Genomic DNA, 20,976 nt, shown 5'->3' on the forward strand with positions numbered 1-20,976 from the left:
TTTTGAGTTGTTGCGATTCGTACGTTAGACCAAACTAGAATTCGTAGAACAGGCGAACGCGCGCGCCGAAATCGTCTTCTTCTTTAAACGCTTCGCTTGGTGAGTTCGCGCTAAGATCGTTGGTAACGGTTGTGAAGTAAGAACCCAGTAGCACTGAGAAGTTCTCCACTTCTAGCACGTCCGTGAACTCGTAAGAAGCGTAAAGCGTAGATACCTTCACATCGCCTTCTGCCCAGTCTTTGATCTCTTTGTTTTCGTATTCGTTCAGCGCGTAAACGTAGCCAATACCTAGCCCTTTCCAAAGTGCGTTAATCCCGGTCGAGAAGTTGTTTTCGTCAACCGCATCGAGGTAAGCCACGTTTGCATTCACCGACCAATCACCGCTGGTCCAGTTACCTGTTAAGCCGTAACCAGTACGGTCAGAAATATCAACACCTTGATCGGTCACCACCGCATCAGAAACGAGGTTGGTTTCCATCGAGGCTGCTAGGCTGAAATCACCCATTTGATAAGCAACAACAGGGCGTACTAAGAAGGAGTCTTTGCTGCTTGTAATGGTTTGACCGTGGTATTTGCCGCCATCGGTACCTTCATGGAAAAGATCCGAACGGTCACCAATCATGGTGCTCAGTTCCAGATAAAGATTGCCGAAGCTTTGGCTGTACATCAGCTGACCATCAGATCCGCGGCCGCGCGCTTCTTTCATCTGATAAGTGTAAGCCGAGCCATCAGTGTAAAGCTCGTTAGAGGTATCACCTGAGTACTCTAGGAACACATCCAAACCAACAGGGAACATATCATAAGCTTCAAAACGACCCGCTTTGATTGCCCAACTGTCTTTCTTACCGAACTCGAAGTATGCGTCATCAAGATTTACGTCGCCCGTGCTTTCAAACAAAGGCTGCGCTTTCACGCCAACGTAGTGACCGTTGCTTGTGAATTTCTCACCGGCAAACTCGATCAGTACACGACCATCTTGGTTGAATTCTTGATCGCCAGAATCATTAGACTCACGATCTTGGTAGTTGAAGTTCAATTCAACGTCGCCGCCGATAGAAAAGTTACCTTCTTCGTTGTCGATAATGCTGATGCCCGCATTTGCCGATAGTGCCGTGCATACGCCGATGGCGCTCAGAGATAGTTTCAGTGCTTTGTTCATGTTAAACCCTATATGTATTAGATTTTATTGTGTAAAAGTGCTGATTTCAGAGACAGCAAGTCCCGCCCCTTCTCCTGAAAAAAAGAAAGGCTTACTAAGATTTATTGTTGTTATTTGAGTATCCCTTAACCGCCGTAAATCTCGCGGTTAGGGAAATTTGGAATATCGAGAATTAAGCAGATTGCTGCGCAACTAGCTCAACCGCTTCACGCGTTAGCTGAGCCAATTCTTTCCACTTACCCGCTTCGATAAGTTTTTTGTCGACCATCCATGTACCGCCACATGCCAGCACTCGCGGTACGGCTAGGTAGTCTTTAATGTTCGAAGGATTGATACCGCCAGTTGGCATGATTTCCACATCACCATAAGGGGCCAGCAGTGCTTTCACCATGTTGACGCCACCAGATGCTTCTGCCGGGAAGAACTTCAATGTGGTCAGTCCCATTTCTAACGCCGCTTCAACTGCACTTGGGTTGTTAACACCAGGTACGATATCAATACCAATCTCTTGGCAGGCTTTAACGGTGTTAGGGTTAAATCCCGGAGAAACCACAAAGGTTGCCCCCGCCTCTTTGGCTGCAATAGCTTGTTCACGATTGAGCACTGTGCCTGCACCAATCAGCATGTCTGGCTGCGCTTGACGCAATAGACGAATGGCCTCGACAGCGGCATCGGAGCGAAATGTGATTTCGGCTGCTGGTAGGCCGTTTTCTGCCAACACTTTACCCAGAGGGATGATGTCTTCTGCGCGATCAATGGCGATCACTGGGATCACTTTTAACGCTTTCAATTGAGCTTTTAAATTCGACATGTTGTTTCCTGTAAATCTATTTCTTGAACTGGGCAATCGCCGTATCGGTTGCGCTTGTGGGATGATGGCGCCTTTGTGTTGAATAACAGTACCGGCGAGGGTATTACCATTCATACACGCTTGTTTGATGTTGCCGCTCGACAAGTAAGTAGCGAGGAAGCCACCGTTAAATGAATCGCCTGCCGATGTAGTATCGACAACATTATCTATGGGCGTTGTTGCCACAGAGTAAGGCTCAGGTGTATTTGAATCCGCGACTAAACAGCCTTCTGCACCGAGCTTAACCACCACATTTTTCACCCCTTGCTTCTGCAAACGCGTGATTGTGTCGTGCACCGTTGCATCGCCCCAAATAAGCTGCTCATCATCGAAAGTGACCAAAGCCAAATCTGTGGTTTGGTAAACCGCTTGATAGCATGTTTGAACTGTCTTCATTTGGTCTTGCGGCCAGAGTGCCAGACGGAAGTTGCTGTCAAAAGCAACCTCTACGCCTGTAGCTCGCAAGCGACTCAAAAGCTCAAGCAGTTGGATACGATCTTGCTCAAGCAAAATCGCCAAGCTAATACCACTAACAAACACCATATCAACTTGCTTGAGTGATTCCGCCACACGTTCAAACTCAGCGTGTTGGAGCAAGTAGCGCGCTGCCGATTGATTGCGCCAGTAAAGAAAAGTGCGCTCACCTTGGTCATCTAACTGAATCAGATATAGGCCCGGCGTACGCGTTTCGTCTCTCAAGACTAACTCTGTAGCCACACCTTCTTGTTGCCAACGCGCCACCATGCCGTCACTCAGTGTGTCTGTCCCCATGGCAGTGACGTATTGCACCTGCACTTTCGGTGATGCGCCTAGGGCTTGGCTGCAACGGCTGAGATAAACCGCCGCGTTAAGGGTGTCGCCACCAAACGTCTGCTGCATGTCGCCAAACGGCTTGCCGTTCAACTCGATCATGCATTCGCCAAGTATTGCGATTGTCTTCATAACAGTTCTTTTAAGCATGCTGAAGAGACCTGTCGTAAATGGACACGACAGGTCTACATAGAGAGAAGAAAGGGATTATTTGTTATCGATGCGTACAAACATCATGGTCATTGCGAATGACAGCGTGAACACGCCAATCACACCCAATACCGCTTGAACAAAGTTCTGAGTACCACTTGCCAAGTAAGCAGGCAGGCTGAATACCGAAGATAGGATGTAGCTTGTTAGGTGAGTATCGATAGTCACTGAAATCGCGCCTACGATACCCGTTGCCAAGCTCGCCATGAATAGTGCTTTAGTGTACTTAGTCAGTACGCCGAATAGTGCTGGCTCTGTGATGCCAAGGATTGCGGTCACACCTGAACTTACGGTTACTGAAGATTGCTCTTTGCTTGCGTATTTACGTTGCTTGTACCAAATCGCCATCGTCGCGCCTGCAATACCTAGGTTACCCAGACACATAATCGGCATCAGCAAATCTTTTCCGTACAGCGCGAAGTTGTTCAAGCTGATTGGCGTCATGCTGTGGTGAATACCGAACACAATGGTAATCGGACGAGTTAGACCAAACACGAATCCGGTCAGCGTTGGTGAGATTTCTAATAGTGAGCTCACTACCCAACCTGCGCCGTTACTTAGCCACATCCCCGCAGGGGCAACAACAGAGAGCACAAGAGTCGATGTCACAGTGAAAGCAAGTAGCGGCGTGAATACTGGTTTGGCAGAAGCAGGAACTAACTTATCTACCATAGGGGTGATTTTGGACAGCACCCAAACCGCTAGAATCGCAGGTACGATCGCGCCGCCGTAGTTAAGCAGCTCAATTGGAATCACACCAAATACGTTCAATTCCGGTGCATTGCCAGCTTCAGAAAGAATGGTCGCTTTTTCCAATAGTTTTGGCGACATCATCGCCGCAGCCACTGCTAACGCAATGTATTCGTTAACTTTAAATACTTTCGCCGCAGAGAAAGAGACCAGCATAGGTAGGAAGAAGAACACCGCGAGAGAAATCGAACGGAAGAAGAAAACGGTATCTGAGCTTTCTGAAATTACGTTGGTCGCAATTAAGCCCGATAGCAAACCCATCAACATACCCGAACCCGCAATCGCAGGTACGACAGGGCCAAAGATGCCCGCCACCACGCGCATTGCATTTTGGAATAGCTTGCCTTTCTCTTGCTCGATTCCTGCATCTTCTGGTGCAGCACTCGCGCCAGACAAGGCTAAGTACCATTTTTCAACGTCAACACCGATGATCACCTGCGTCTGACCTTGTCCAAGCACCACGCCTTTTACGCCTTGAATTGCTTCAAGTTTTGCTTTGTCGGCTTTCGATTCATCCACCAGCTTAAAGCGCAAGCGGGTCATGCAGTGGGTAAGGCTTTGTTGCTGAATTCAGTTTAAGAGTTAACCCTGCCTAAATAGCTTATATTTTAAACAATATACTGAGTTTCGGGCATACCTAGCCCTGTAAGCTTGTTTAATGCCTTAATCATGGCGTAACACTCCCCAACTTGTGCGTTGTAGTGACGCAGAGTCAGCGAGGCTCCGAGTAGCTGCTTCACTCGATACATGGCGGTTTCAGACAGTGAGCGCTTGTGGTAACCATACTTTTGTTTCCACTTTTTGTTTGAGCCATAGAGCTTTTGACAACCAACAGCGTGATTACGAGGATGTCCTTTTTCCCAGAAGGCTGCACCGTCTCGCGGAGGTATTAGCGGAGTGGCTTTCTTTATGAAGATTGCCCTATGGCAGTCTCTTGTATCATAAGCGCCATCGCCCGATATCACTTTGACGGTTCGACGAGTTTGCTTGAGCAGGCTAGGAAGCACTTCCGCATCCGTTACTCCTGACAGTGTTAACTCGGCAGCAATAATTTCATGAGTATCAGTATCAACGGCAAGATGGAGTTTTCGCCAGACTCGACGCTTACCATCGGTACCATGCTTTTTCACTTTCCATTCACCCTCACCGTATACTTTGAGGCCAGTAGCATCAATGGCAAGATGTTGAATCACTCCTCTCGAAGACGTATGAAAAGAAACCTCGACCTCCTTAGCTCGGCGACTTATGCAGGTATAATGTGGGCAAACCAAGGGGACATTTGCCAGTTTAAATACGGAGTCGATGAAGCCTTGTAACGCTCTTAAAGGTAAAGAGAAGATACGTTTCACCATGAGTGCTGTCGTAATAGCGAGATCGCTAAACTGTCGTGGACGCCCCCGTTTGTACTGTTTTGATTGCTTCCACTGATTTATCGCTTCTTCGTCAATCCAAAATGTAAGCGAGCCACGTTTAATCAGAGAGTTATTGTACTGATGCCAGTTAGTGGTTTTATAGCGGGGTTTTGGCATGGAATCGTCGTTAGTGAGTGAATGTCACTGATCTGATCGTAAGATTCTGATTTAGTTCACTCGAATTCGGCAACAAAGCCAGTGGGTAATGTTAGCAATGTTCTCGTTGCCGCCAAGTGCCGCGACCAATTCTTGTAGTTTCATGCTAAAGCTGTCTGCCTTACCTGACGACGCATCGCCAGTTGCCATGTTTGTTTGTGTCAATTGCATCATACTTTCCTATGTGCTTTGTCTGCTCATTCACTGCGCTCATCTTAGCTACTGGAGGTATTTATCCAATCGACAAATTAGTGATTAAACTCACATTAAAACGGCTAAAAATTAAATTTTCGGCTTTTTTCGCCAATTGGTTCGTTTTTCTTGCCGAATTCAAAACAGGAACGAACCAGTTAAATTTAAGCATAATTTACCGCTTGTAATTTGTATTTTTTCACGCTTATATAAAATAAATCCTGTTAACTAGAGATAGTTTGAAGTGAACAAAAATACCATATCAAATATTGAGTGCGTGATTACCAAGCCAGACAGACATAACCTGATTACTGTTATTGTAGAAACAGAATCGGGTGTAACGGGCTACGGTTGTGCGACATTCCAACAACGACCATTGGCAGTAAAAACCATGGTTGATGAATATCTTAAGCCATTATTAATTGGTAAAGATGCAAATAATATTGAAGATCTGTGGCAAATGATGATGGTCAATGCATATTGGCGTAATGGCCCAGTGATCAACAATGCTATTTCTGGTGTTGATATGGCACTTTGGGATATTAAGGCAAAAATAGCCAACATGCCGCTTCATCAATTATTTGGTGGTAAATCTCGTGATGCTATTCAAGTATATACGCATGCCACCAGCGATACGATGGAAGGCTTGTATGAGCAAGTCGATAAATACCTAGAACAGGGTTATCAACATATTCGCTGTCAGTTAGGTTTCTACGGCGGTGTGCCAGAAAATATTCAAACGGCGCAAAACCCAACCCAAGGCTCTTACTACGACCAAGACCAATATATTGAAAACACGGTAGAAATGTTCAAAAACCTACGTGAGAAATATGGCAAACGATTCCATATTCTTCATGACGTACACGAGCGTTTGTTCCCGAACCAAGCGATTCAATTCGCGAAACAAGTTGAGCAGTATAACCCGTTCTTTATTGAAGATATTCTACCGCCAAGTCAGACAGAATGGTTGGATAATATTCGCAACCAATCGAGCGTATCTCTGGCTTTGGGTGAGCTGTTTAACAACCCTGAAGAGTGGAAAGCGTTGATCATCAATCGCCGTGTCGACTTCATCCGTTGCCACGTGTCACAAATCGGTGGTATCACACCAGCACTGAAACTCGGTCACTTCTGTGAGAGCTTTGGCGTTCGTATTGCTTGGCACTGCCCACCTGATATGACGCCAATTGGCGCCGCAGTGAATACTCACTTAAATGTGCATCTACATAACGCTGCGATTCAAGAGCATGTTGAATACAAAGCCAATACACAGCGCGTCTTCCCGAACGCAGCAGAGCCAATCAACGGTTACCTATACGCATCTGAAATTGCAGGTATCGGTGTGGAGATGGATCGCGAAGCGGCACAAGACTTCCCTGTTGAATACCGCCCACACGAATGGACGCAAAGCCGCTTGCCAGACGGCAGTATTCACACGCCTTAATGCCTTGTTTGTCCTAGCGACGGCGTTAAATGCAGACCTAAAAAAACGACCGCTATTCGCGGTCGTTTTGATCTCGGTAGTTAAGACTCTCGGGATTAAACTTGGTGTGATAAGTACACTGGTAATTAATATCAATAATATCGCTCACCACAAAGACTTCACCTGTTTTTAAGAATCCTCGATTAGTAATATTCATCGCGGAACTATTACGTTTACAACCCAGTAAATCCGCATCTTCTTTAGAAACATTAATTGCTTGATAAGTGGTTAAATAACTGTCGATTTCTAAACCTAAAGACAACACGTGTTTCTGTAGTGAACTTTCAATAATCTCATCGGTAATTTTAGGAAACATACTTACGGGTAATTTTGTTTCCTCAATCTGGGTAACTTTTCCCTGAATTAATCGCAGACGTTTAATATTCCATAGATATTCATCATCCTCGATAGAAAACATCTGCATTTCATGCGTAGTGGGTAGACGTTTATTCAGTTTTATTTTCTTGTATGAAATCTCACCAAATTTATTTTCAGTGACCGAATTATAGATGAGTGGCGAACCAATAATTGAGGTATTAACGAAATAACCCGAACCTACTTTGGATTTCACAATACCAATCGCTTCAAGTTTGGACAGCGCCTTTCGTACCGAAAAACGAGAAATATCATACTTTTCCGCCAATTCACGCTCAGATGGCAACTTCACATCGATGACGTTTTGGCAAATTTTACTGATGATATCTTGAACTAATTCTTCGTATTTCTTCATAAGCATTCAATTATTATCGACAATGGGTGATTTATACCATCTTTTACTTATCAATATAATCCAAATACCGAAACTTAGAAGCAAAATAGAGAATGCGCGCACCTTATTTTATTTTCGAGTGATTATTTACTTAGCATTCACTATAAGAGTGAAGATTACTTTGGCTCAAAAACGACAAAAGGGCACATTCCGTGCCCTTGTTTTTTGGGGTGATGAACCGTCGAAGTTACTTGGCTTTCAGCCAGACGACGTCGTATGCGCCCATGACCAGTTCGTCGCCAGTTTTCTCGTCTCCCGTTAGGATGTCTGCGACTTGGCGTGCGCCTAGAACGTCACAAATCGACATTGGGAGTCGTTGTTCATGCTCACTGAAGTTACACACTGCCAGCAGTTTATCGCCATTGTCATGCTGTCGGCAGTAAGCAAACAGATGTGGACGATAAGTTTCTAGGATCTCGGTTTTCGCAGCGCCGAATACTGGGCTCTGACGGCGCAAACTGACCATTTGCAGCAAGTCACTGTGAATACGATGCTGATAACTGCCTTTGGTTTCTGCCAATGCGACCGCTTCTGCGCTAATTTGAGGGCGGTTAACCCAACGCGCATCTTCGCGTTTAAACTCATCATTCAAGTAGCTGTGATCGTTCAAGATACCTAGCTCATCACCCTGATAAATCAGCGGAATACCACCGATGCTCAAGTTGATGCTATTAAGCAGACGAATACGCTTCAATGCGTGCTCAATCGCTTGTGAATCATCCGCTTCTATCGCTTTTTCTAGCCCAGCAAGAGAGGCCAAAGAGCCACATACTCTGCAATCACCCGTAGTTGGGTTTTCTTGGAATGGCACACCCTGAGAGAATGAACCGTCGAATTTGCCAGTGTAGAACTGATTCAAAAAGCGGCGATGCTCATAGCCATTAATGCCAAGCTGCTCAGCGACTGCATCATCAAACGTCCAGCCAATATCGTCGTGACAACGAATGTAGTTCACCCATGAACACGCATCTGAAATCTCAAAGCTTTTCTTTAATGATGCTGTCAGTAGCTTGGTTTCACGTGTTGCCAAACTTTCCCACATCAGCGCCATCATCAGTGGGTTGTAGGACAACTGACACTCATCTTTGTCGATGTACTGTGCCACCTCATCTGGGTGCACAATCGCTTCAGATTTGAATAAAACGGCAGGCGCTGCAATCTGCAAACAGGTGTTGAAACACTGAATCAGAGTATGAGCCTTCGGCAAGCTTTCACATTGGGTCCATTTCTCTTTCCAGATGAACGCCAGTGCATCCAAACGTAATCCTTCACAGCCAATATTGGCAAGGAACAACATCTCATCGGTAATCGCATTGAACACCGCTGGGTTTGAGTAATTGAGATCCCATTGGAAGCTGTTGAAGGTTGTCCAAACGTACTTCTCTATATCTTCTAAGAAAGTGAAGCTGCCACGACGAACGGTTGGGAAGATCTCGCGGCAAGTTTGGTTGTACTCATCCACTTCTTGCTTATCGGTGAAGAAGTAATAAAAGTCTTCAAACTCAGGGTTGCCTTTACGCGCTTGCTCCGCCCAGTGGTGTTCATCTGAGGTGTGGTTGAACACGAAATCCAGCACTAGGCTGATGCCTTCATCACTCAATGCCTCTGCTAACTGCGCTAGATCTTTCTCTGTGCCTAGCTTTGGATCGACCTTGCGGTAATCCGACACGGCATAGCCGCCATCACTGTCCCCTTTTGGTGCTTTGTAAAGCGGCATCAGATGAAGATAGTTGATACCCAGAGACTTGAGGTACGGGATCTTCATTTGTAGCTTTTTCAAATCACCCGCAAACAGGTCGACATACACCGCCATACCGAGCATTTTTTCACTGCGGTACCAACTTGGATTACTGAGACGCTTCTCATCCAAGTTCTTCCATTTGCGTTTGCGACCTGCAAAGGCTTTGGCAAGCACAACCACCAGCTTTTGTAGGTGCAAGAAGAAGTCATAGCGTTCACCATAAAGCGAGTGCAGTTGCCCAACTAGAGATGGAAAATGCTGCGCCAGACGTTCAAGAAACACCTTCTCGTCTTTCTTGGTTAGCTTTGGCAATTCAACCGAATCAAGAACTTGCTGCAGTGCTTGCTGGGTTTGTCGTTCGTTTAACATGTTTTCTCTCCTGCCAAGCTAGATACTTGAACGTTGCGCAATGCCAGCGAGCCGCTATCCACGCTCAGGGCGACACTTGCTTGCGTCTCTTTGGCGTAAACAAGGTTGGTAAAGCTGAATTGGCCAGCATTGAGCAGCAACTCGACTGAGCCTTTGTCGATCAACACTTCGACTTGGAATTCATTATCAATCGGTAAGGTCACGCGGTAATCGTGTGGGAAGTGTTCATCAATGCGTTCCGAGCCAAACTGACCACGACGTACAGAGCGCACTTCTATGCCTTGCTCGACGCAAACAAACTCAAAGTAAGCCGGATTGTCTTGGTACACATTCAGGTGCAACGTTTGGCTATCTTGTAGCGTCACATCAGCGCTGAACTTCATGACTTCTTGCAGGCTGTAAAGGCTAATCGCTTGTTCGTCACTTGGCTCTGGCGTTTGCACATCAAGACTTAACGTCTGACTAAGCTCTCTTACAAAGCGTTGTCCAACACGTAAGCCTGCTTTCCCTTCAAACAGGAACAGCTCACGAGGCATAGCCATCGAACTGCGAAACTCTTGGGTTGGTAACTCAAGCGAGTACTGATGATTACTCATCCATGTACTGACGATACGGCGGCCGTCTTCAACCAGGATGTCAGAAAATGACTGAGTCGCGTAGTAATCACGACCGAAATCGAGCCACAATACACTCTCTGGATGATTGTGATTGATGAAGGTTTCGCCATCAAAGTCACCAATAAAATACTGCGTACCTGCTCCGCCACAGTGAGCGCCTTCACCAATGCCAACCACCAAGACCCAACGCGTTTCTTGCGAGCCTTCGATAGGCAGTTCAAACAAGTCTGGACATTCCCACGGGCCTTTACTGTGCGCACCATGACGGTAGCCAAACTCGCTCACTAAACGCCAATCCAATAGGTTGGTCGAACGGTAGAACTCGATATGTTGACCGCAAGACACCACCATCACCCACGCTTGGCTTTGCTCATGCCAAATCACCTTGGGATCACGGAAATCCGGATTGCCCCGCGCAGTAATGATCGGTGCACCGTTGGCGAACTTCTTCCACGTCATGCCATCTTGGCTATAAGCGAGAGACTGCTGTTGGATTGGGTCTTCAACTTCAGTGCCATCAGCTAATGTCACTTTAGGTTGAATGAAAGACGTGTAGAACGCCAATAAGCCCGGTTTGCCAGCCTCAAATAAACCTGAGGTGTTATGCCAATCGACAATCGCACTGCCCGAGAAGCACATGCCAGATTCATCTGGATACAATGCAGGCTCAAGCTCTTGCCAATCTATCAAGTTGGTACTGATTTTGTGTCCCCAGTGCATTGGTCCCCAAACCGTATCGCTTGGGTAATACTGGTAGAACTGGTGATAATGACCATTGAAGAACACCAATCCGTTTGGATCGTTCATCCAACCCGAATCTGGCGTCATGTGAAGATATGGGCGGTATTTTTCTGTCATAGCAAATCTGATCGTTGTAAGTAAAACTTGGTTTGAGCGAACCAGCAGGAAGAAAAAAGGAGTCCCATAGAACTCCCGGACAAAGTCGTTGCTGCCAAAGCGCGTCCAAAACAAGGCTTACTCTAAGTACCCTTCAAATAACTTAGCCTCGCGGAACAAGTTAGCCCGCCAGAGGACAAGCTGAATAGGCACTTCATAAGCAAATAGCTTTCTCCTCTCCCCCAGAGGAGAAAGCTATTGGGGTTTAGAAGCTGTAGTTCACACCTAGGATGAACAGCGGGATGTAGCCATCGAACGCATCACGCTCTGGGCCGCTTTCTAGGTCAAGTTTCTTGTAGCTTGCCTCACCGAACATGCGCCAGCTCTTAGACAGTGGGTAGTTCGCTGAGATACCGATTTTTGAGTAATCTTCAGTCCATAGGTGTGCGCTGTCTGAGTTGCGCTCTTTCTCGAATGAACCAAATTCACCCCATAGAGACGCCGACAGTTTGCCCCAGCTGTACCAGATACCCGGTTTGATGATCCACTCGGTTTCCGTTTCTGCGTAACCGTCTTTTGCGTTCCACTCACCGACTTGGTAACGGAAGTTTAGCCATGCGCCTGAGTTGTCAGAGATTTTGTAGCCAAAGCCCGGCTCCACTTCCCAGTATGGGAACTCACCTGTACCGCGTTTGTATTCCACGTGGTAAAGCGCGTAGCCGTGCATTTCTAAATTGTTGGTCAGTTGGTAAGAACCGAATACTTTCGCTTCTGGCGTGGTACGTTTATCAATACTTTCACCCGCCAGTTTTACACCCCAACCGATATGACCTTTGTCGTGACCGTAGCTGCGGTTCACAAAGATCTCTTGAATTGCGTTCACGCCTTTGTCGTATTTCGCGTGTTTTAGGTTGCCGTTGAACAGTTCTTCACGGCCAGAGTAGAAACCGAAGTCCCAACCCGGTAAATCATCATGGCGGAAGTTACCTTGCAGCAAAGTGTATTTCACTTTACCTTCGTTCACGCCGTCATCGCGGATCACGCGTTCCACTTCCACGTTGGTGCCCAGTGTGCCGTGGAACTTCGCTTCTTCCTGCTTTGGCACGTCCAATGCAGTGAGCAGTTCTGCGGTTGAATAATCCGCTTTCAGTTGTTCCACTTTTACGGCAAGCTCAGCGTCCTGCGTTTCTTTCTTCTCTTCTTCGGCAAAAGCGTATCCTGAAAGGGTCAAGCTAAAGAGGATGGAAGAAGCCACTACTGTTTTTTTCATGATGTTTACCTTATTATTTCGTCGTTACTGTCTGTCCCGCGCCAACGGGATAGTTTTTTTGATGCCTGCGCCAACAGGCATTAAGGTCACATTCAAAATTCATCCAGAACCCGAATTTTGAATGCAGTAATCCTAAGCCCGCCGCTGTAGCGGGCTTTTTTATTATTTTTAGAATGGTGTCGGCGTACGCCGAATTAGATAGCTTGTTTGACTTGCGGCGGAGGCGTAATCAAATCGTTCAACGTCATACCCCGTTGGAACGCGTGACCCTTGCTATCGAATAAGTGACATTTCTCAGCCGGAATGCGGATGTTCAAACGCTGGCCGATTTCGACATGCACAGTACCTGGCACGCGAACTAATACTTCCTGACCACCGCGTACTAGCGTGGTGTAAAGCAGTGATTCTGTCCCTAGGCGTTCGAAGCCCTCAACAATCACACCCACACCTTCTTCATCAAGGTGGATGTCTTCAGGGCGGATACCAAGCGTCATCAATGCACCTTGTGTTGCGCCTTTTGCGTTTACGTCCGCTTGGAAGGTGTAGTCACCCACTTCTACCGTTGCTTTTTCATCGCAAGCAGAAACCAGTGTCGCTGGCAGCAGGTTCATTTTTGGAGAGCCGATAAAACCTGCTACGAACAGTGTTTGAGGGAAGTAGTACAGCTCCAGAGGCGAGCCAACTTGCTCAACAACGCCTGCGCGAAGTACCACGATTTTGTCGGCTAGCGTCATGGCTTCCACCTGATCGTGGGTTACGTAAATCACGGTAGATTTGAGTTTTTTGTGGTATTCCGCCAACTGCAAACGCATACGAACACGTAGGGATGCGTCTAGGTTAGATAGCGGCTCATCAAGTAGGAACAACTTCGGATTGCGAACAATCGCACGACCAATCGCCACGCGCTGACGCTGACCACCCGATAGTTGACTTGGTTTTTGTTTCAGAAGGTTTGTCAGCTCTAGCATTTCCGCTACCTGACGTACTGCTGAATCAATATCGTCTTTGCTTTTCTTCGCCAGTTTTAGGCCAAAAGCGATGTTTTCGTAGACCGTCATGTGCGGGTAAAGCGCATAAGATTGGAACACCATGCCAATCCCACGATCGGTTGGTGAAAGGTTGTTAACCACCTCACCGTCTAAGCACATGTCCCCTGATGAAATCTCTTCCAAACCTGCGACCATACGCAGCATGGTTGACTTACCACAGCCTGATGGCCCAACGAATACCGTGAATTCACCGTCTTCAATGGTCAGGTTGGCATCCTTGATGATGTGTGCACCATCAGGATAAATTTTGTTGATGTTCTTCAGTTCTAAACGTGCCATTGTTCTACCTATAATTCTTTAAGAGTCTGGGCTTTAGGTGATTCGGGGGCAGCACGCCGATATCAACGACTGCCCCACCACACTTCTTATTTTGGATTAACCTAGGATCTCGCCCAAGTTGATGCCTTTGGTGTCATCGAAGCGCCAAGTCGCGTGACCAACACGGTCGTTAGGACCAATGCCCACTACGCGCATGCCTGCTTCTTTTGCTGCGTCTACACCCGCTTCTGCATCTTCAACTACGATGCACTCGTCAGCGTTTACGCCCACTTGGCCTGCCGCGTGGATGAACACGTCTGGTGCTGGCTTAGATCGGTTAACTGACCAGCCATCACCGATAGCATCAAACAGTGGTGTTAGGCCAAGACGGTGCAGGATAGGACGAGCATTCTTACTTGCTGACGCCAGTGCCACTTTGATGCCACGTGCGTTTAGCTCAAGTAGGAATTGCTCAATACCCGGTAGAACGTCTTTCGCAGAAATCGTGTTCAGCAGATCCACGTAGTAATCGTTCTTACGCTTCATTAGCTCAGCAAACTTCTCTTCGCTGATCTCTTTGCCGTTCAAGATGATGTTCAGCGACGCTTGACGAGATACGCCACGTAGCTGCTCATTGATTTCACGGTCGAAGTAGTAACCTTCTTCGTTCGCCATACGTTGCCACGCTTGGTAGTGCAACTCAGCCGTATCCGTGATAACGCCATCTAGGTCGAAAATAAATGCCTTACACATTGAACGTCACCTCTGTTGAATCGATAACACGTGGCTCACCTGCAACTTCGATGTTTAGTACTTGGCCGTTGAACTCAGGGCGTTCGATGCGAACTTGCTCTTGGTCAACGGTCACTTCTAGACGCTCACCTTTCCAGTAGATTGGGAAGTTCAGGCTTTCCCATTGCTTTGGAAGGTTAGGGTTAATACGCAGGTTGCCACCTAGCATACGAACACCACCGAAGCCGTAAACCACACACTGCCACATGCCGCCGATAGACGCCGCGTGAATGCCGTGATCAGAGCTCTTCATGTTCTGACCGATGTCGATAGACGCGGCTTGTTGGAATAGATCGTAAGACAGCTCTGGGTTGCCAACATCTGACGCTAATACCGAGTGCGTAGAGAGACTTAGCGACGAATCGTGTAGCGTCTTCGGCTCGTAGTAGTTCCAGTTAGCCAGCTTGGTTTCTAGGTCGAACTTATCTTCTTGCTGTAGGAACAGCACCATAATGTCCGCCTGCTTAGAAACCTGCATGTCATTAACCTGTTCTAGGTTGTAGTCTTGGAACAGACCACCAACGAATGGCTGCTCTTTGTACTTAGTCAGGTCGATGATTTCTTTCTGTAGGTAAGTGTCATCCTGTGGGATTACCTTATCTTCAGCACGTGGCTTAGGTAGGTAGATGTTGTCTACGCGGTCTAGCCACATTTGACGAGCTTCCACTAGGTTTAGCTTGTCAGACAGCTTAGCCAATAGCTCTGGGTTCGACGCTTCTAGATCCTCGTAGTAACGAATCGCTAGTTTGATGTTCTCTACCGCCATGTAGTTAGTGAACGCGTTGTTGTCGATGTGCTCTTTGTACTCATCAGGACCGATTACGTCACAGATACCCCACATGTTGCGGTCTTCTAGCCAATCTAGGCGGCTTGTCCAGAACGTTGCTGTGTCGAACATGATCTCGTAGCCCATGTCATCCATGAACTTCTGGTCGCCAGTGATTTGGTAGTACTGCCACAATGCGTAAGTGATGTCACACGTGATGTGCTGCTCGATAAAGCCAGACCAAATCTTCGTCGACTTACCCGTGATGATGTCTACTGCGCCCCATACAGGCGTTACTTCTTCACCCGTTAGTGCCGATTCCCATGGGAACTGTGCACCAATGTAGCCGTTGTCTTTCGCTTTCTTACGAGCGCCATCTAGCGTCTTAAAGCGGTACTCAAGTAGGCTGCGCGCCACTTCTGGCATGGTGTAGATGAAGAACGGAAGCATGAATACTTCTGTATCCCAGAACGAGTGACCTTTGTAGCCTTCGCCAGATAGACCTTTCGCACCGATACCGAAGCGAGAGTCGTGCATTGGCGTGAAGATGTTCAACTGGTATTGAGCAAAGCGAATTGCAAGTTGGTCGAAATCGCTACCACCGATGGTGATGTTCATGCCTGCCCAACGCTTATCCCACTCTGCTGCACTCTCTTCTAGAAGTTCATCAAAGCTGCGGTCAGCGTTGTTCTTTAGGTTCGTCAGTGCGTGGTCACGAAGTGCTTGAAGCTCGTAACCTTCCACATCGAACTGCTTGTCGCGAGATGTATGAACCACACCGACTTTTTCTGTGCCGAACGTTTCGCCCGCTTTCAGATCGTAGTTGATGTTTACCCATACTTTACGACGGTCCATCGCAAGTGATGGGTCGATTTCTGTCTCTTGGCCGTCAACTAGGTAGCGGTGAGACGTTAGGAAAACAAAGTCTACTTTGCTCTCTGTTGTGTGTTGTAGAAGCTCGATAAAACGCTTGTCGTAGATACGCTTTTCGCCTTCGTGGAAGTGCTGTGCACCTGAATTAGAAAGCTGCGCATCCACACCAGAGCGGATTTCAATTTTCGCATCGCTGTTCAGTGCTTTTACTTGAACGTCGAATGCCATTAGGTGAAGGTTTGCTTGCGAGAAGAAGCGACGGAAACGCATCTCAAAGCTCTTACCTTCGTTGTTTGTCCATGTGAATTCACGGATTAGCTCACCGTTTTTCACGTTTAGGCGACGAGAGTAGTTGCTCACTTCACCGGTTTCTAGGTGGAAACGGCGACCATCGATGAAAATTTCAATCGAGCTCATGTCTGCAGAGTTTGGCAGCTCAGTTACTTCGTCTGCATCAAACTTGTTGTAAGTACCAGCAACGAAAAGGTTGCGAACTTGGCCCACGTATTTTTCTTCCGTTGCACTACGCGCACCCATGTAGCCATTACCTTGGCTCATTACCACTTCACATTTGCCTTGGAAAGCTGAGTCAAACGCCGTCTCTTCAACGATCCAGTTTTTTAGTTCGCCTTGACCAGCGTTGTAGTTCATAAACATCTTAAATATCCCCGAAATTTAACCTTTAACAGCGGAAGAAATGTCGTTACCCACGAAGTAACGTTGGAAAACCATAAATACAATCAGTACTGGGATTGTTGACAGGAAAGCCCCCGCCAAGATCAGGTTCCAGTCACCTGCTACGCCATAGGCGTTACGTAAACTCAATAGACCAACAGGAAGCGTGAACGCGTCAGCTGGGCTGTTAATCACCACAAGCGGCCAGAAGAAGTCGTTCCAAGCGCCTTGGAAACCAAGGATGGTGACCGACAAGATGGCAGGCTTCGCCAGTGGCATGAATACCTTCCAAAGAATCACAGCAGGGCTTGCGCCATCTACGATTGCTGCTTCTTCCAGTTCTTTCGGAATGTTCTCGAAGAACTGTTTCATGATCAGAACCTGACCCGAAGCAACGACCGCGGTGATGACCGCCCATGGTGTGTTCAATAAGCCGATATCCTTATAAATTAAGTAGTTAGAGATGAACGTTACTTGGCCCGGAATCATCATGCTGAACAACATGAAAGCGAACACAGCACGCGCACCAGTGAACTTCAATCGAGCTAAGGCATAACCCGCAGTACATGCAAAGAACAGGGTCAGAATCACCTTACCAATCGCAATGAAGAACGAGTTGATGGTCCAGCTCATAAATAAGCTCTTACCTGTATCTAGGCTCACCGACTCGGTGTACACGCGAACGTAAGACTTAAATACATAACCAATCACACCCGGCGCTGCGTTATCCCATGCCGCGACACGGCCACGACGTTCCATCTTGCTTGGCGCTAGTGTGCTATCAATCAGCACTTGGCCGCGCGGTGCTTCTACCGTTAGGGGTAGCGTTGCGATTTCAGGACCTTGCCCTTGATACTTGATGGAAAACGCCCACGTTTGGCTATGACCTTGCTTAGTAAGTTCACGACGACCACGCTTCTCTACAAACGTCACGTTGTCGTTGGTGTCTACCAGCACTGGCTCGCTGACTTGTGCGTAATCGGCAGCAAAGTCGGTCACGATAGCCGCAGCCATACCTGTACCTGGACGACGGCGTGGCACTTCAATCTCTGGCGTTGCCAGCGCTTTGCCGTCTTCCACCGCGTAAGTCACGGTGAAGTTCACTTCTGCGCCCGGAGCAAAACCACCGAACATTGGCGCATCGTTACCTTCTTTACCGAGTTGGTAAGCCGCACCCCAGTTGCTTGGTTGAACCTGTGCAAAGTTGAACTTAAATGGCTGCTCTAGTGGGTCATCTTTCAAACTCGCTAAGAAAGCCACCACGAACGTACCTAGCATGACAGTCGCAACCAGTAGCAATGCACTGTAAACCCACGCCACTTTTGCCCAACGACGACGCGCTTGGAACTTGGAAATCTCTTCCATTGATGCCATAGGTTTCGCATCATCGTGATTCATGGTTGAAACGGGATTAGTCATCTGCTTTCTCCTTCACACCAAAGATTTTCTGCAGATAAACCACTGCCAACGTGATGAATGCCAATACCAATGCTGCTGCGCTTGCCATGCCGATCTGTGGCGTGCCACCCGGTGGGAAGGCGTTGTGGTAAACGTAGTAAGCCAGCGTAATACGTGATTCCAACGGTGCTGCCGAGCCAAGTAGTGCTACTTGGTCAAACATTTGTAGCGTACCGATAATCGAGAAAGTCACGACAACGAACGTCACCGGTGCTAACTGAGGAATCGTAATGTTCCAGTGTTGTTGCCACTTGTTCGCACCATCAATGTGCGCCGCTTCGTAAAGCTCACCCGGAATGCCTTGCAAGCCCGCTAGGAACAACAGCATGAAGGTCGGGATAGTGGTGTAAATGTTCTGAATCACGATAGCCCAAAGTGTTAAAGGCATCGGCCCCACATTGTCTCGCGTGTTCAACCAGTTCACTTCCACGATTTGGTCTGTCACTTCAACCCAGCCCATTGCGCTGGCTACGAAAGTCGCCACACCCGCAACGATGAAAGAGAGAATGCCCCATGCTGGATCCAACCAACCTACTGGTAAGCCTTTCAAACGGTCTTTGGTTACCAACACAAACTGAGTAGCGATAGCGACAAGCACAAAGCAACTCAAGTGTGGGTAATGATTCACGACATCCGTTACAAAGCCGTTGAGATAACCGTTCTTTTGGTAGAACCAAATGAAGATCAGTGTCACCGCGGCACTCGACAAAATACTTGGTAAGTAAAATGCGGTTCTAAAGAAGCTTTTTGCGCGAATTTTAGAGTTCACCAAAATTGCTAAGCCAAGTGCTAACACGGTTTGCACACAGGTCACGATCAACGAGAACCAAATGGTGTTTGCCAGTGAAAGCAGGAATAAATCGTCAGTTAGCAGAGCTTTAAAGTTCGCTAAACCAACCCAAATTGCATCGCTGAACAAGTCGTACTTGGTAAAGCTGAAGTAAACCGTTCTGATCAATGCGTATAGAAAGAACACCACCAAAGTCAGTACAAATGGCCCAGCTAGGAGCCATCCGTAAACTTGTTGGCGTAAACGTAAAGAGTTCATCCCTCGCCCCGTTATTTCGCCATCAGTGCATCGTATTTAGCTTGCGCCATCTTGATCGCTTCTTTCTGCGTCATCTGACCAAGCAACACTGAATTCAATGCTTCATTAATCGGAGTCATCCATGCTGTACCGTAGTTACCAAATGCGAATGGCTCTACATTTCCTTCAAGAGCACCTTCAAACACTTGTTTTGCCAATTCGTTTTCTGCTTTTTGCTGCGCAAAGAACTCTGACTTACCAAGCGCTTCACGGCTTGGCAGAGCAAGACCTGAATCCAACACCCATTCTTGTGCTTTTTGGCTAGTTAGGATCTCTACCGCTTTTTGCGTCGCTTCGATGTTCTTACCATCTGCATTGACGCCCCAAGCAACAGTAAACAGTAGGTTGCCACGTTCACCGCTTACTGGATCTTTTGGCATCAACGTTGTGCCATAAGGCAGGTTTGGCGCTTTATCGCGTAAGTAACCACTGATCCAGTTACCTTCTAGAGCGATTGCCGTTTCTTCCGTACCGAAACAGCCGCCACCCCAGCCTTGACCAAGGTCAGTCGCCAAGATTCCCACTTTGTCTTCGGTAACTAAGCCAGTGTAGAAGTTAAATGCACGCTCGAAGTTCTCATCCAGAACGGTTTTGCCTTCAGCGTTGAATGGCGTCCAACCTGTTGCGAGCGCAAAGGGTGCAAAACGCGCGTAATCAGGCATAACGCAGATACCAGACACTTCATCTGCTAGCGCATCTTTCACATCCAGTAGTTTTTTACGTAAATCTTCCCAAGAGTCTTGATTCGTTGGGTAAGCGACTTCAGCATCATCAAAAATGTCTTTGTTGTACTGCAGTGCAATTGTGTTGAAATCCTTAGCTACGCCGTACTGTTTACCTTCTAACGTAAACGCCGAGTTCAAGCTTGGGATCATGTTGGTCGCGACTTTTTCTAAGCTGCTGTTATTTGGAGAAACTTTGCCAGAGTTAACTAATGTGTTAGCGAATACAACGTCGATGTAGAAGGCGTCTGGTGCAGTGCCAGCTGAAAGAGAGTTAGTAATAAACTGAGAAAAATCGCCTTCAACTGCTTGATATTTAACAGTAAGACCTGCTTTATCAAAATCGTCAGCAAGTACCTCGTTCACCAACTTGTTCAGAACCACAACATCATTACCGCCCCAGCCGGCAATCGTGACTTCTGTATTTGCAACTGCGTTTGCAGATAGGCCAGCAGCTAGTAGGGATACTGCCAATATTGTTTTTTTCATCTCGCCCTCAAATCCCATTTCTTTCAAAATCTGAGGGTATTATGCGAAATTAACGTAAGCGCTTACGTTAAGATGATCACAAAAAACTCAGTTACGTATCAGAACGCACAAGAATGGTGATCTCGCTTACAAAAATGGTGCATTTTTCGCTCGTAAATTCAGAAAAACGCCATAAAAGGCCG

General features: G+C 47.2%; 15 protein-coding genes and 2 pseudogenes. 1 reads left to right on the forward strand and 16 read right to left on the reverse strand.

The annotated features are described in order from the left end of the window. Window positions 1-34 precede the first annotated feature (34 nt). From KJB05_RS27225 to KJB05_RS27250, 6 genes and pseudogenes are all read right to left on the reverse strand, one after another. Window positions 35-1,159, reverse strand: coding sequence for a carbohydrate porin (locus KJB05_RS27225; RefSeq protein WP_213053123.1), 1,125 nt, complete (start codon window positions 1,157-1,159; stop codon window positions 35-37). 172 nt (window positions 1,160-1,331) lie between these two features. Beyond that, window positions 1,332-1,970 (reverse strand): bifunctional 4-hydroxy-2-oxoglutarate aldolase/2-dehydro-3-deoxy-phosphogluconate aldolase, encoded by a 639-nt coding sequence (locus tag KJB05_RS27230; protein WP_208445736.1) that lies wholly within the window; start codon window positions 1,968-1,970, stop codon window positions 1,332-1,334. Between the two features lie 45 nt (window positions 1,971-2,015). Next, window positions 2,016-2,951: pseudogene (locus KJB05_RS27235) on the reverse strand (sugar kinase); the annotation flags it as partial. Window positions 2,952-3,026: 75 nt separating this feature from the next. Next, a pseudogene (locus KJB05_RS27240) lies at window positions 3,027-4,337 on the reverse strand (PTS transporter subunit EIIC); the annotation flags it as partial. Between the two features lie 50 nt (window positions 4,338-4,387). Next, on the reverse strand, window positions 4,388-5,308 hold the full coding sequence (locus tag KJB05_RS27245; protein WP_208446540.1) for an IS5 family transposase: 921 nt from the start codon (window positions 5,306-5,308) through the stop codon (window positions 4,388-4,390). Window positions 5,309-5,359: 51 nt separating this feature from the next. Further along, window positions 5,360-5,521: a PTS transporter subunit EIIB gene (locus KJB05_RS27250; RefSeq protein ID WP_208445367.1), complete on the reverse strand. Its 162-nt coding sequence runs from the start codon at window positions 5,519-5,521 to the stop codon at window positions 5,360-5,362. A 262-nt stretch (window positions 5,522-5,783) separates the two neighbouring features. Between KJB05_RS27250 and KJB05_RS27255 the strand changes: the two genes are divergently transcribed. Next, window positions 5,784-6,983, forward strand: coding sequence for a D-galactonate dehydratase (locus tag KJB05_RS27255; protein ID WP_039974011.1), 1,200 nt, complete (start codon window positions 5,784-5,786; stop codon window positions 6,981-6,983). Window positions 6,984-7,035: 52 nt separating this feature from the next. Here KJB05_RS27255 and KJB05_RS27260 read toward each other — a convergent pair whose 3' ends face one another. The 10 genes from KJB05_RS27260 to KJB05_RS27305 form a co-directional block, all read right to left on the reverse strand. Further along, window positions 7,036-7,752 carry a GntR family transcriptional regulator gene (locus tag KJB05_RS27260; RefSeq protein ID WP_208445368.1) on the reverse strand — a complete coding sequence of 239 codons (717 nt, stop codon included), beginning with the start codon at window positions 7,750-7,752 and terminating at the stop codon, window positions 7,036-7,038. A gap of 226 nt (window positions 7,753-7,978) precedes the next feature. Next, window positions 7,979-9,901, reverse strand: a complete 1,923-nt coding sequence (locus KJB05_RS27265) for an alpha-amylase family protein (protein WP_208445369.1) — start codon at window positions 9,899-9,901, stop codon at window positions 7,979-7,981. Next, window positions 9,895-11,376 carry a glycoside hydrolase family 32 protein gene (locus KJB05_RS27270; protein ID WP_208445370.1) on the reverse strand — a complete coding sequence of 494 codons (1,482 nt, stop codon included), beginning with the start codon at window positions 11,374-11,376 and terminating at the stop codon, window positions 9,895-9,897. Before KJB05_RS27270 ends, KJB05_RS27265 begins: the two co-directional genes overlap by 7 nt. 244 nt (window positions 11,377-11,620) lie before the next feature. Further along, window positions 11,621-12,625: an OmpG porin family protein gene (locus tag KJB05_RS27275; protein ID WP_005434293.1), complete on the reverse strand. Its 1,005-nt coding sequence runs from the start codon at window positions 12,623-12,625 to the stop codon at window positions 11,621-11,623. A 194-nt stretch (window positions 12,626-12,819) separates the two neighbouring features. Beyond that, window positions 12,820-13,953: a sn-glycerol-3-phosphate ABC transporter ATP-binding protein UgpC gene (gene ugpC / locus KJB05_RS27280; RefSeq protein ID WP_005434288.1), complete on the reverse strand. Its 1,134-nt coding sequence runs from the start codon at window positions 13,951-13,953 to the stop codon at window positions 12,820-12,822. Window positions 13,954-14,049: 96 nt separating this feature from the next. Beyond that, window positions 14,050-14,685 carry a beta-phosphoglucomutase gene (pgmB, locus tag KJB05_RS27285; RefSeq protein ID WP_005434287.1) on the reverse strand — a complete coding sequence of 212 codons (636 nt, stop codon included), beginning with the start codon at window positions 14,683-14,685 and terminating at the stop codon, window positions 14,050-14,052. Continuing rightward, window positions 14,678-17,020, reverse strand: coding sequence for a glycosyl hydrolase family 65 protein (locus KJB05_RS27290; protein WP_041056115.1), 2,343 nt, complete (start codon window positions 17,018-17,020; stop codon window positions 14,678-14,680). The genes pgmB and KJB05_RS27290 overlap by 8 nt, the downstream gene beginning before the upstream one ends. An 18-nt stretch (window positions 17,021-17,038) precedes the next feature. Then, entirely contained in the window at window positions 17,039-18,457 is a 1,419-nt protein-coding gene (locus KJB05_RS27295) for a carbohydrate ABC transporter permease (RefSeq protein ID WP_208445371.1), read from the reverse strand. After that, entirely contained in the window at window positions 18,450-19,544 is a 1,095-nt protein-coding gene (locus KJB05_RS27300; protein WP_208445372.1) for a sugar ABC transporter permease, read from the reverse strand. Before KJB05_RS27300 ends, KJB05_RS27295 begins: the two co-directional genes overlap by 8 nt. A gap of 11 nt (window positions 19,545-19,555) precedes the next feature. Further along, window positions 19,556-20,794 (reverse strand): extracellular solute-binding protein, encoded by a 1,239-nt coding sequence (locus tag KJB05_RS27305; protein ID WP_045410777.1) that lies wholly within the window; start codon window positions 20,792-20,794, stop codon window positions 19,556-19,558. Window positions 20,795-20,976: the final 182 nt, after the last annotated feature.

Origin of the sequence: Vibrio sp. B1ASS3, from assembly GCF_905175355.1 — a bacterium.
GTDB lineage: Bacteria > Pseudomonadota > Gammaproteobacteria > Enterobacterales > Vibrionaceae > Vibrio > Vibrio owensii.